Raw genomic sequence first — 13,063 nt, forward strand, 5'->3', positions numbered from 1 at the left:
GATTCTTAACTGGCTCTACCTCTAGAAAGGAAAGTCACTTCTGTCTAGAGAGCGAGAGCAAGCAGTATAAGCCACGATTTTTATGTCTGTTTTTAGTTTTTCTAAGTCTTTTGAGCCCTTAAAGTTATCTTCAGTCACTTCTGCTTAGCAGGCCTGGTTCAAATACCTCGGTAGGCAGTCGCGACTTAAGCGCGATTTATAGTCCCATAGTAAGTATTGAGATATTGGTGTTTTCGATGAAAATTGGCTCTAGCAGTCTGCTCCTCGGAACGCAGAGGCCAGCTCAGGCACAAGCTGAACGGCTGCTGGCCATTGGACCACAACCCACTCCCGGTCCAGTGCCAGAACCAGTTCCAGGTGCGATTCCTCAGCCGACCCCTGGTTCTGTTCCCCAGACAGTGCCTGCTCCCATTCCTCAGCCGATTCACGAGCCGATTCCACCCTCGATTCCGTTCCCTGATCCAGACCCCTTGCCCTCGCCGCAGCCTCCCCAGACCCCTGAGACACCACCCAGCCTCATTCCTGAACTCTCTTTGAGCCTTTAAGGAGGGCCTTTAAGAGATTTTGCGTCTTTGAGGAACCCCTTAGGGTTTAGCCAGAACTAACTAAGCCAGCAGATAGTACCGACGAACATCGGGAGGAGCTGCGAGTAAGTTTTCTGCACCTAGAAATGCTTCTTGTACGTGGTCTGAACCAAGGTGGGCAGTGATTGCAAAATCGCTTGCCCATTCTTCGATGAAGACAAACTCAGAAGGGTCAGCAGAACTCTGAAATAGTTCGTAACGGATGCAGCCCTTTTCGGCACGGGTGGGTTCTAACAATCCGAAAAGACGAGCTTTAACTTCTTCTAATTTGCTTGCCTGAGCAATAATACGGGCAACCACTTGAATAGTTTTGTCTGCCATTTTTTCTCTTGGGTCTGACTTGCAAATCTTTACACAAAGAATTGGACCGCAAAGAGTGTCATTTGTCAGTAAGTCCGCAAGTAAACCAGTCAGTGAGCCAGCTCCTTGGCTCGATAAAGAATGATTACAGTGCCCCCCTCACGCATCAGTCCCGTTTTAACCTGAGTCCTGTGCCCTGTGAGACTTTTAGGGCTTAAGAAGCAATAAGGCAGAGGAAAGCTCGACCTATGAAATTGGCCTACTGGATGTATGCGGGTCCTGCCCACATTGGCACTCTGCGCGTCGCCAGCTCATTTAAGAATGTCCACGGCATTATGCACGCTCCCTTGGGCGATGACTATTTCAATGTCATGCGCTCAATGCTGGAGCGCGAGCGTAACTTTACCCCAGTAACGACCAGTGTTGTCGATCGCAACGTGCTGGCACGGGGCTCACAAGAAAAAGTTGTCGATAACATTACTCGCAAGGACACAGAAGAGCACCCTGACCTGATCGTGCTCACGCCAACTTGCACCTCCAGCATTCTTCAGGAAGACCTGGAGAATTTTGTGGAACGAGCTTCCCTGGATACCAAGTCCGATGTGCTACTGGCAGATGTTAACCACTACCGGGTTAATGAGCTGCAAGCCGCTGACCGCACGCTAGAGCAGATCGTTCAGTTCTACATCGATAAAGCTCGTCGCAAGGGCGACCTGCCCGAGGGCAAAACTGAAAAGCCATCGGTTAATATCTTTGGAATTTCGACCCTAGGCTTCCACAACCACCACGACTGCACCGAACTCAAGCGGCTGATGGCCGACTTGGGCATTGAGGTGAACGAAATCATCCCGGAAGGGGCGTCAGTTCATAACCTTAAGAACCTGCCTCGCGCTTGGTTCAATCTGGTGCCTTATCGTGAGTTGGGGCTGATGGCAGCTCGCTACCTGGAGAAGGAATTCGGTACGCCTTGTGTGGACATCACACCGATGGGCGTGGTTGATACAGCCCGTTGCATCCGCAAGATTCAGCAGGTGCTCAACGAGCAGGGCGCAGAGGTTAACTACGAAGACTACATCAATGAGCAAACGCTCCATGTCTCGCAGGCGGCCTGGTTCTCGCGCTCTATTGACTGCCAGAACCTCACGGGCAAAAAGGCCGTAGTCTTTGGTGACAATACCCATGCCGCTGCCATGACCAAGATTCTGGCGCGTGAAATGGGTATCCATGTGGTTTGGGCAGGCACTTACTGCAAATACGACGCTGATTGGTTCCGCGCAGAAGTCAGCGAGTACTGCGACGAGGTGCTAATTACCGACGACCACGGTGAGATTGGCGATGCCATTGCTCGAGTTGAACCGTCTGCGATCTTTGGTACCCAAATGGAGCGTCACGTTGGCAAACGCCTGGATATTCCTTGCGGTGTGATTGCGGCTCCGGTGCACATCCAGAATTTCCCGATTGGCTACAAGCCTTTCTTGGGGTACGAAGGCACCAACCAGATCTGCGACCTGGCCTATAACTCCTTCACCTTGGGCATGGAGGATCACCTGCTGGAGATATTTGGCGGTCACGACACTAAGGAAGTGATTACTAAGGGCATCAGTGCTGGCTCCGACCTGGGCTGGAATAAAGAAGCCACTGCAGAGTTGAATAAGATTCCTGGCTTTGTGCGAGGCAAGGTGAAGCGCAACACTGAAAAGTTTGCGCGGGACCGGGGCCTCAATGAAATCACCGTTGAGGTGATGTACGCCGCTAAGGAATCTGTGGGCGCATAACTCGTTTCTAGTAGCTTGAGTTGCCAGCTTAAATTCGGCAGCTTAAAGTTATCCTCCCGTTGAACTTCAACGGGAGGATTTTATTTGGTATCAATTGCGAAAATTTTAAGCCTCAACCTAAAGATTGCAGGCGGGACCTCTTTCTGTACGAATAGCGCCTAGCAATGTGGCGACCGCAACGCATCTTTGATTTGCGGGGGTTGCGCCTTCGCGGGGTTGGAATGAGATTCGCGTTGGTACTGAGGCTGCACCCAAGCGCTCATCGTCAATTAAACCATCGAACCGGAAGGGGACGTAGTAAACGCCTGGGCCGTTGGTGAGGAAAGATGTGGTTGCCGTATTGATGGCAACTTGGTCAGACTCACCGCCGATCAGATCTTCCCATCCTGGCGCGTCTGTTGCACAGAAGCTAGTGGGAGTGGAGCGGCTGGGCAGTGCTTGCGCTAGCGACTGTACGCGATCATCTGCAACACGAAAACAAGCTTGCCACTGGCGATTTTGGCGTTTGGCGTTGGCTTGAGCTTCGCGGATGACGGCTAGGGCTGCATTCTGAGCTGTGTTCATGCGCTGCCGGTTTAGCAGCCCTAACCAACCAGGCGCGACAATTGCCACTAGAGCCGCAATGATTGCCAAGGCAACTAGCACTTCTAGCAAGGTAAAGCCCGAGTTTGACTGTGGCTGTTTTTGTTGGGTTAGGGGAGCCATAGTTGCCTTTCTGCCACTAATTTGCCAAAGGAGGATTTCGGTTAAACGCACTGCGTATCTGGGCTTGGGTTTGCAGAGTGGGCAAGTAACCGGCTTGACGATTGTTGTCTGGTTGACCTGAACGGGTGGCAGCGTTGCCTCGCAGGAATACGAAAACATCCTGGTTCAACCCAGCCTGTGAAGCGTCTGGGCGAGTGACATAGGCATAGAAGCTGGCATTAGCATTGCCACTAGCTGGCTTAGGCGGAGTCAGACTATAGGTGAAGGGCAAACTCGCGGTTGCTGCGCAAGGATCAGTCTGACTGAGATCGGCCTGACTAGGAGGACAGTCAGGGGGAAATTGATCACTGCCGACATCGATAGGGAAGAAATCGACATGGTCCACTAAGGCTGCCGCTTCTAGAATGCTTGAGCCATCATTCACAGTTGCGGTAGGACAGGAAGTGGCAGTAGGTCCCCCAGATTTACAGGTCCAGCCTTGAAAGCCTTCAGCAGGATCATCCTCGTATCTTTTAACCAGTGTAGATAACTGATTGGGATCGTACTTGCGCAGGCGGTAGCGAATAATTCTCGCTGGACCTTGTTGAATATCAGTTGGGCTTATATTTCTGGCTAAGGCGTAAACAACTAGGGTGTACGCGTTCTGTGAAATCCTGAGACCGTTACACTCTGCTTGATCAGCAGTTAAACGAGCGCAGTCCGCCTCCGTCGGCAATAGCTGCGTGCCAGTTGGATTTCTAAAGTAAGGCGTGCGCTCCTGCTTCCAAAAAGCCAAGACGGGTGTGAATGAACCGTCAGTGACTACAGGCAAACCGATAGAGGCAGCTAAGTTTTGGGTACGTCCGCAACCACCAGCATCGGAAGCATTAGTTACGCGAGGACCACTACCACTCAGGCATTCGCCCTCATAGACATAAACCGCTTCTTTAAGGTCAGCGGCAATATAGTCGAGGGCTTGAGCCATTTCGCGTTGGGTTTCTGAGCGTCCGAAGTCTTGTCTGTCCTGACCAATAAGCTGGGTCATTAAAAACAGAAGCCCCCCAACTGCCAAAACTGCAACCACTGAAGTAATCAGCAGTTCTGTGAGGGTGAAGCCTTGTGTCTTCTGCTGACGCAGTGTGAGCAAATAGGCTCGGAATAGGTTGGCCTTAAGTTTTTGGATAGCCATTATGCGCAGTGCCTAAAGACCAAGTTGGGCTAGTTGGGTGGGCAAGTTGAACTCCCTGGAGCGAGAGACAGACAGTACTGCCTCAGGGCAGAGTCGCTGGAGTTGGTGTAATCGCTGCGGGTAATTGGCGCATAAAGAACGACTAATGGCGATTGAACAGCGCTCTGACCACTGGTGAGCTTTAGTCTGCTGGTGTCGGCTTTGAGGCCATTGCCTGCATAGGCGTCTATGGACTGTTTGGTGTAGACCCTAACGCCCATTTGGAAGAAAACCGGGATGCCTTGAATGGTCGTGGTTTTGACTTGGGTACGGAATGTTTGAATGGCTAAATCAAATTTGTTGTCAGCATTCGTGTCTACGCCGCACCAGTCAGTAACCGTTAGTTTGGAACGGTCGCCGTTACAGTTAGCTGGAGTGGCTGGGGTAGTCGAGGTAGGCACAGGAACCGCGGCTGGAGCTGTGTCGTTATTAGTGGTTTTTGGGGGCAGCAACTGGTCGAGCTGAGCGCTAGTCAAGCCGCCCCGATCCACTAGCAGCCGTACGCGGTTGATTTCTGCTTGCGCCACGCTGAGCGCTTGCTCGTTGCGCTGGTTTTGCACACGGGTGGCCAGGGCCAGGATGATCGGTGGTGCGATAGCACCAATGACCACCGAGACCAGTACCAACGCCACCAGTGCTTCTAGCAGGGTTAGGCCCTGTTCAGTAGACCTATGTCGAGCGTTGTACTGCATCTTTAGGCCCCGGTGTTGCATGGATATTGGGTGGCGCTGCGCAGCTTGCAGATGTAGTCATCGTCAGCTGGCAGTTCTCGGTAGAACTCGTCGCGCGAGTTGGTGGTTTCCGCGATGCGTCGGGCAAAGGCGCTGGGAGGTGCGTATTGCAGGCCCACGTCATAACCCCAATAACGGTTCGGGTTCCGGTAGTACTGGTTGCTTTGGGTATCGTTACTAGATACAGTCGGCGGCTCCCAGGCGTCTTGGTCGAACGGGCCAGTTGCGTAGTTACTGAAGTTGACCTGGATCATTGAGCCGGAGAAGTAGAGGTTTGCGTCTTTCCAGCTTTCAAGGAAGCGCGGGAAGTTGTGCAAACCGCCGGCGGTTTGGTTAAGCCGAGAGGGTACTGTGCCACTGACGATTATGGCGTTGACCCAGGTATTAGTTGGGGCAGTCATTAGCTGACTACTTTCAAAGCCGCTGTCAAAGACTTCAAAACGTTGATAATCAGGCACAGGGATAGGACGTCTCGTTACCTCATCTAGAAGAACAACGTACCGTTGTCCGGCAAGAAGGGTTGATTCGGGACGTGTCTCAATTTCTACCTTGACTAGATTCCCGTTAATTCGCAGCCTTCTCTGGTCCGTTCGGAACCTGAAACAGATACCGTTGTTGAATTTTGAGGATCTCACAACCAAGTTGTAAGGTGCCACATCATCTTCCTCAAAGAGAGGATGACTTACGTTGTAAGCCTTACGATTACCAGTACCGTCAGAGAAGTAATCACTAGGGAAAACACCTAGGACATAGGCTGTATTCGTTAGAGTGGTCGAAGGGCAAAATGGCAAGCCATCTTCCAGGCTTAAGTCAGTCCTCGCTGGCTGGATTTCATTGTCAGCGCTATTAGGAGCATCAGGGTCATCAAGGGCAAAATTCCAACCAATTGCTAGATCACCCGTATCGATAACTGGATTTCCCTGTGATGAGATATGAATGGGTCGCCTTAGTGGATCTAGGAGGGTAGAAGGAGGAACAATTTCGTCACGCTTTGGCTTACGACCCCAACTTAATAATTTTGCACCAGGGTTCGAGGCGCGAAGCTTGGTGAACACCGTAGGCCAAGAGCCAGAAGCTATTTTCGAACTCAAGGTAGGTGCAGCTGGCAGGTTTTGGTTGACATACGACGTGTTGGTCTCAGTAGTACAGCCGTAGTTCGCTCTTATAGGACCAATATCATCAACAGTGTCACCAAAGAAGGCTCCTCTATTGTTGCCAGTGCCAACAGCCATTCGTGAGTTGAAGGATCCATCTTGTAGGAAGCTTTCCTCGATACTGCCGTCACAGAAATTAGAAGAGAGAACAGTTACCGCATCCGAAAGGATTTCTGAGGGGCGCCATATATCGCCGCCTTCGGCTTTAGCTCTGGCAAAGGCAGGGTTAGGTGTGCTTCTGCTATAGAAGCTGCCAGCAAAATTGTTGGCATAATCAATCTTTTCGGTGAATTCCTCAATGAGGCTCCCAACTGCGTCAGCCTCACTGGTGCCACCTGTGCTGTGCAGGTTGAAATTGCCCTGAATATAAACCGGGTCGTCGGAAATAAAGGACAGACCGGCAATGTTTTCTTGCTCAGGAACAATTGTTGCTGCCCGGTCCAGCCTAAAGCCTTGAATCAGGCGGAAGCCATGAGGACGACGTTCCGGATCAGCGTAGTAGTCAACTGATTTGGTGCTAACGCCACGGGTACCGTCAACACAACCTGTGCTGCTCAACTGGCAGACTGGCGGATCCCGATCTGCGTTGACATTCATGATATTGGCTGCATCTGTCGGATCACCTTTAGCCGTAGCCCAAGCCGCAGCGTAATCGTTCCAAGCTTTCAGCTTAGGTCTAGCAATGGCGTCTTCACGAACAGCATCTTCACGGAACGCATAGACCAAGCCGCTCTTGGGTAGCCACGTATCTCTATCATCAGTACTCTTGCTTTGATCTCTCTGACGCAGCAGATCCAAGTCAACGTTGAGAGCACGGACATTCATCATCTCCCGCCCATTTAGGAAGGTAGTGTCCTTAAAGGCGATCCGATAAAGACTATTGTCAGCAGTAATTTTGACCAGGTTGTATTGGCTACAATTCGGTGCGTTCGCCAAAGTACAAACTGCATCTCCGTTAAATCTCTCAGCAGGCGTTACCCAAACATTTGCCCCTGGTATAGTTGTGTCAATCCTTCTCGGATTGATTTTGATGGCATCCAAGTCCGCATCACTAATTGGACTGTACAGAATGGTTGGATTCGGGTTGATCGTTAGCGGATAGCCAGCACGAAATTCACCGTGAGGAGTTGCAGTTAGGGGGAATAGATAGAAGAGAGACTGGTAGGGATTCTCATCTTGGTCTGTCCGACTCGCTCTGATCACCGAGTCAGCTAGACGGTTAGTGACGATGTCATGGGCCAACATGCCCAGAGTGCAGGCTGCGGTGTGCAGAGTTGACTTATCAGCAATACTGAGCTGCTCGTAGTTTTTACGACTAGCTAGAACTCGTCGCAGCTCTGAAAAATTGCCCCAAGCGCTTAATACAGGTTCTGGATGGACCTTCGCATTGGTACCACTAGCTTCTTGAGTGGGTGGGAACGCTCCACTCGCTTCTGGAATACCATCACTGTTGCTATCCAGATAATCCCCAGCAAAATAAGCTAGGTTCTGAAGCGCTCTACGCAGTGGGCTAGTGGCACTGTTATAAGCTCCTATGAAGCCTGCCTCTGAGCCTTGAGGAACATCAAACTCCCAGCCGTTAGTACCTGTGCCTTGGAAGAAGCTTATGCCAAGACCATTGGCGTCTGTGAAGGTTGAGGATGCTCTTAAAGTCTCGGCTGTGCCAGGGTGAACAGTTGTCGCTAAGCAGGCTTTAGGGAAATAACCATCATCTGTCGAACTGTAGTGATAAACAGCCGTCGCCTGAACTGCCGCTAGGCTATCTCGCAAAGCGCGCCGCTGACGGGCCTCATTATCCCGAAGGGTGCCATCTGATGCGGCATAGGGAGGCAGCGGGTTGCTCAGCTCTAGCCGTTGCCCAACAATCAGCCGTAGTCCCTTGGCTCTTGCACGGCGTTCCCAGTAACCATCCAGACCAACTGAATCCTCATCGCCTCCAGATTTCGGCCCCTCCCGGATTAGATCATCTCCTAATAGTTCAACCTGACCACCAGTAATGAGCTGATCCGTTGCAACAATTTCATCGCCAATATTTTTGGCAATTTGTTGGCTAAATTGAACCGCTGAACAATTGCCAGTCGTATCGTCCCGGGTCGCCCTTTTGTAAGTTGGCTTAGGACCGTAGCGATTGTCAGCACGATAGGTGTCGTCAATGTAGGGCAAGCAGGACCTATCCCCATCTCCCAAAATCTTGATCCGGTCTGCCACATCTCTGTTTTCCCAAGGCGCGGCTTTCGCGGTCCTGTAAGTAGCGTCTCCGCCCCTCGGCACAGAAGCATCCCTGGTAACAATCTGCAGAGGGTCTAGTGCCAGATTGATTGGGTCTGTGTTGGCGTTGCCATCAACAACAGAATCCTCTACGTTGTTAACTCTCTCTGAGTCTGTCGGTGCGCTAGCATCGCCAGGGTGAACATCAAAAGTGACATTGTCTCCGGAGTAGGCGTTATCACCAATGGTGCCAACTGCAAACAAGCCCCGCGCGCTGACTTCGGAGTTCGCTGCTGGCAAGTAATAGCAAGAAGCAGGTGAACTAATTAGATAAGAGCGGAAGCTATCTCTAGTGGTGAACAAACTACCTTCAGTGCGAATCCGTCCGTTCCAGTTGAAGGCATCGCCAGCGAAAACTTCCAGATCATTTCGGAACAACGCTCCAAAAGTATTACCCGGTTCGACTTCTCGATCTTGCTGATACTGAAGTGCCGCAATCGTCGAATTGAGAGGACTACCAGCAGCATTTCCTGTGGCTACGTCAGTAGGCAGGGTTACGGCGTAGATCTGAAAATCTTTTCTAGAAGCCCCATCACGAACTCCGCTAAACCAGCCGGCTCTACCTCGGCTGAAACTACCCGCCTGACAAACATTGCCTGTGGCACCAGTTGGACCATTGCGAACAACTAACGCGTTTGCTTTAACGTTGTCAGGAGAGTTAATCGTGATGTCTTCCGGATCTAAGACATCATTATCCCCATTGGTATCAACCTGTGTCTTCAGGAAAACGCCATAAACCGTTGTGGTGTTATCCGCAGGGTTAACAAACTTCCAGGCAGGCACTGGGTCAGCCGCCTCAATATTGCCGTCGGCGTTGAAATCGACATTGAGGTCAGCTTCGGTTAGCTGAGTCTCATCTGGAAGGCTGTTGTAAGGATTGCTCGCCAGAGCACCGGCACCGCCCAAGCCATTGTTGAGCAACATGCCCGCGATGTATTCCTCAGAAGGCTCCCCAGTGGGCAGACGACTATCCTTCGTGAACAAATACTCCAGCTTGGCCTTAGCCCGGTCAATCGCAGGTGCAGCCGCGTTTTCGATTAGTTTTTCCTGGCGCGAACCAATGTTCTGGTTGGTACGGTTGTAAGCCCGGAACACTAGCAGACTCACCACCAGCGTCATGATCAACAGCACAAACACCGTAGTCGGCAGCACGAAGCCCGAGGCCGCCCGACCCCGTACCCTACCAGGGCGTACCAGGAAGCCGCGCAACAGCCACCGCTGCAACGATTGCCCCACCCGCTTGCAGAATCGACTCGACACCCGCAACACCTGGCTAAGCCCTAGCCCCTGCCCATCCGGCCTGGCGCTTGGGTTCGAGGTTCTTCGTGCGCGAGGACGCCAACTCTCTACACGACGCCTCACGGCAGCCAATGGCTCAGCAATCACACGCTGGAAAAATGAAGGTCGGCGCTGGCGACGCTTTCTCTGTGCAGAACGTGACATAGATCGCTCTCTAGACTCCGTGTGTTACCGGGTCAGCTACACTGACTGCCCTGATCAATTCCGTGGAAAGACTGTACTTCTGAACCGACTAGGCTCTTAGGCTGAAAATGGAAAGTTCTGACTGGATTCAGCGAGTTTCCTCAGCTTTTCTCCCCCTGTTCCGGTTGGCCGCCTCAAGAACTGACTTAAGTAAGTAGTAGTTCTGGCACTGTGGCTGCTACAAGCAGTTAGGCTCTAGTTTGCCAAAAGTTTACCCACTTAGGCCAGCCAAACGATCTGCCTACCGGAAATTTGCTACCTACCAGAAATTTGAAGTTCAAGGTGAACTCCCCTTCGAATCTCAGGCTGAATCTCAGGCCATCTAACCCACTGCCTGCCCAGCTCCCAAAAAAGCCGCCACATACAATAACCCGACCTTAGCCCCCAGCCCTGCTTCAAAAGAAGCAGCCTAGGACCAAGACCGGGCCATCGCGTAACCCACAGGTTGTTCTGTCGAGCCCTCAGGGCCAGCCGAGCTAGAACTTGTTGAGATTGATCCCAGCTTCCAGTGCAAAGGCATCGATGCCCTTGAAATTGAGAGTTTTGATTGCCTTGGTAGACAGACGCAGGCGAACCCAGCGGTTGCCCTGAGGCCACCAAACCCGCTTCCATTGCAGATTGACTTCTTGAAGCTTCTTGGTCCGACGGTGAGAGTGGGAAATCGCGAAGGCGTTGTTGGCTTTTTTGCCCGTCAGGGCGCATTGGCGTGACATAGTCAGAGTTCTCCAGTGAGTTGCGGTTCACGATAGCTGCAGCCCCCTATTGTACAGTCTAGGCTCAACCCTTCTGGCTGGCCCACAAGCGCCGAGGCGATGAGGGGTAGTAATACTCTCAAATTCGGCTCCCTGGCCCAATATCCAGATCACGCACCGAGACTTACGTTGGCGAGCGACAGGCTATGCAATCGCGAACGCCAATCCGCCACAGCTTTAGCTAAATCACCCGTCAGCCAGCTGTCGTATTGAGCATAGATGGGTAACCGAGGCACCAGTTGCCAATCAGCTGCGGCCAAAGTTGCTGCCAACTGCCGGTCTAGCGGATGGGGGTAATCCGGATTCACATGATCCAATGGGCCAATACCGCCTAGATCCCGCGCTCCCAAGTCCAGACAGCGCAGCAAGTGCTCGTCACTCACCACCAAATTGGGCGGCACCTGTAGAACAACCTCTGGCGGCAATACTTCTCGGGCCTCGGCAATCACCTCGCATAGCTCAGTCGGCGCTAAGCTTGCCCCCGCCCAGCTCTGAGAACTACCAACTGTATGCGGTTGAAAGATGACTTCCTGAATATGCCCCCACTGCCGCTGAACCTCAGCAATAGCTTGCAGGCTTTCCCGACGCTCAGCTCGGGTTTCACCCAGACCAAGCAGCAACCCAGTCGTAAATGGAATGCCCAGTTCACCAGCCTGGATCAGCTGGGCTAGGCGCAGCTCAGGGCGTTTACTGGGCGCGTGGCGATGGACCGTCTTGAGCAGCCGGGGCGTGACCTGTTCCAACATCAGCCCCATCGAAACATTGACCGACTTCAACTGAGCCATTTCGCTTCGGCTCAGCGGTCCTGCATTGGTGTGAGGCAAAAAACCTAAACTGAGGGCCAGTTCGCAGAGATCGTAAATTCGTTGTAGCCAAGCCCCTCGCCGCGCATCCTGAGGATGCACCTCTCCACTCAAAATCAGAACCTCGATCACGCCCTGCGCTTGCAAAGGACGCAAGGCGGCCTCAGCTGCCGTCAGGCTCAACCAAGGGCTTTGGTGTGGGTCGGCCCGAAAGTTGCAGTAAGTACAACGATTGAAGCACTCGTAGGTCGGAACCAGGGTGAAGGCGGGACTGTAGGTAACAAGACGCATCGGAAGGCTGAGCATGATAGGCCCAAGGCTGAGATCACAGCAGTCGAACCCATATAAAGTGCTGCCTACATAGGAAAACCTACGTAGGCAGCACTTTAATATTCTGACAGCAACTCTGACGGCAATTCTGGTAATAAAAGGCAAGTTGGTAGAAATGGGCAAAGTTTAGCTCTCTACCCACTCTTATCTTGCCTTGTTCAGGCTAGTAACTTAGCGACCCCAAAGGACCTGCACTTAGAGCATCGGATGCATAGCACGGGTCAGGCTTTCGAGGGCCAGGTAATGCTCCAAGTGATGCGCGTATTCCTCACGCTCCACAATGATTTCGCGCAAGATCTGCTCACTTGCAAAGTCGCCCAAGCCATTGAACCTGCGGATCAGTACCCGCAGCATTGAGATGATATCGCCTTCAGCATTGAGGTCATGTTCCAGCATCTGACGCAAATCGAAAACGCCTTCTGGCTCTGTCTCAAAGCAAGCTAGTTCCTGCTGCCGTGCAGGTGTAGAAACCGGCACACCGCCTAAAGCTGTAATCCGTTCGGCAACCTTGTCAGCTTGATCGTGCAATTCGGAATAGCCATCTTTTAGAAAATCATGAAGCTGGCCAAATTGAGGGCCAGTCACGACCCAGTGATGCTTTTGATACTGATGAAACAGTGTAAAGAGACTACCGAGCAATGGATTAAGGTCATTGACCACACTGCCCGCCAAATCCCGTTCTAGTCGCAGTACATTGTCTGCAATTACATCAGGAGCCTGCCGCAGGATGCTGCTGTGGTTAGTGGTGGTATTCATTTCCTTGTCTCCTTGCTGAATCACGAACTGCTGGTGGGCAGCTCGATGATCCAAGTATAGGTTCAGTAACCCGAAAAAAACTCTTTAGTCTGCGTCTGCCATTACTACAAAACATTCTCAATAAACACAGAAAATAAATATCAATTGGACTGACTACAACCCAGGTATTACAGGGGGCTTAGACAAACTAAATGCTAGTTTTTCTAGCCAATTGAC

General features: G+C 51.9%; 10 protein-coding genes. 2 read left to right on the forward strand and 8 right to left on the reverse strand.

Translation table 11 applies throughout. The features are described from left to right. Positions 1–236 precede the first annotated feature (236 nt). Complete coding sequence (locus tag H6F94_RS07575) at positions 237–545, forward strand: hypothetical protein (protein WP_199320261.1); 309 nt, start codon at positions 237–239, stop codon at positions 543–545. A 60-nt stretch (positions 546–605) separates the two neighbouring features. On the opposite strand, the gene H6F94_RS07580 is transcribed toward H6F94_RS07575, so the two are convergent. After that, positions 606–905, reverse strand: a complete 300-nt coding sequence (locus H6F94_RS07580) for a putative quinol monooxygenase (RefSeq protein ID WP_190801604.1) — start codon at positions 903–905, stop codon at positions 606–608. A 227-nt stretch (positions 906–1,132) separates the two neighbouring features. On the opposite strand from H6F94_RS07580, the gene bchB reads away from it, so the two are divergent. Beyond that, positions 1,133–2,659: a ferredoxin:protochlorophyllide reductase (ATP-dependent) subunit B gene (bchB, locus tag H6F94_RS07585; RefSeq protein ID WP_190801605.1), complete on the forward strand. Its 1,527-nt coding sequence runs from the start codon at positions 1,133–1,135 to the stop codon at positions 2,657–2,659. Positions 2,660–2,776: 117 nt separating this feature from the next. Here the strand turns inward: bchB and H6F94_RS07590 are convergent, their stop codons facing one another. From H6F94_RS07590 to dpsA, 7 genes are all read right to left on the reverse strand, one after another. Beyond that, positions 2,777–3,364 (reverse strand): prepilin-type N-terminal cleavage/methylation domain-containing protein, encoded by a 588-nt coding sequence (locus H6F94_RS07590; protein ID WP_190801606.1) that lies wholly within the window; start codon positions 3,362–3,364, stop codon positions 2,777–2,779. 16 nt (positions 3,365–3,380) lie between these two features. Then, on the reverse strand, positions 3,381–4,532 hold the full coding sequence (locus H6F94_RS07595; RefSeq protein ID WP_190801607.1) for a PilW family protein: 1,152 nt from the start codon (positions 4,530–4,532) through the stop codon (positions 3,381–3,383). Positions 4,533–4,561: 29 nt separating this feature from the next. After that, positions 4,562–5,284 (reverse strand): prepilin-type N-terminal cleavage/methylation domain-containing protein, encoded by a 723-nt coding sequence (locus H6F94_RS07600; RefSeq protein ID WP_190801608.1) that lies wholly within the window; start codon positions 5,282–5,284, stop codon positions 4,562–4,564. After that, on the reverse strand, positions 5,266–10,167 hold the full coding sequence (gene hpsA / locus H6F94_RS07605; RefSeq protein WP_190801609.1) for a hormogonium polysaccharide biosynthesis protein HpsA: 4,902 nt from the start codon (positions 10,165–10,167) through the stop codon (positions 5,266–5,268). Before hpsA ends, H6F94_RS07600 begins: the two co-directional genes overlap by 19 nt. A gap of 515 nt (positions 10,168–10,682) precedes the next feature. Next, positions 10,683–10,919, reverse strand: a complete 237-nt coding sequence (gene rpmB / locus H6F94_RS07610) for a 50S ribosomal protein L28 (protein ID WP_190801610.1) — start codon at positions 10,917–10,919, stop codon at positions 10,683–10,685. A gap of 149 nt (positions 10,920–11,068) precedes the next feature. Continuing rightward, on the reverse strand, positions 11,069–12,067 hold the full coding sequence (gene cofG, locus H6F94_RS07615) for a 7,8-didemethyl-8-hydroxy-5-deazariboflavin synthase subunit CofG (protein WP_190801611.1): 999 nt from the start codon (positions 12,065–12,067) through the stop codon (positions 11,069–11,071). A 219-nt stretch (positions 12,068–12,286) separates the two neighbouring features. Beyond that, a complete protein-coding gene (gene dpsA, locus H6F94_RS07620) occupies positions 12,287–12,847 on the reverse strand; it encodes a DNA starvation/stationary phase protection protein DpsA (protein WP_190801612.1) in 561 nt (186 codons plus the stop codon). Positions 12,848–13,063 lie beyond the last annotated feature (216 nt).

This window comes from Leptolyngbya sp. FACHB-261 (assembly GCF_014696065.1).
Taxonomy (GTDB): Bacteria; Cyanobacteriota; Cyanobacteriia; order FACHB-261; family FACHB-261; genus FACHB-261.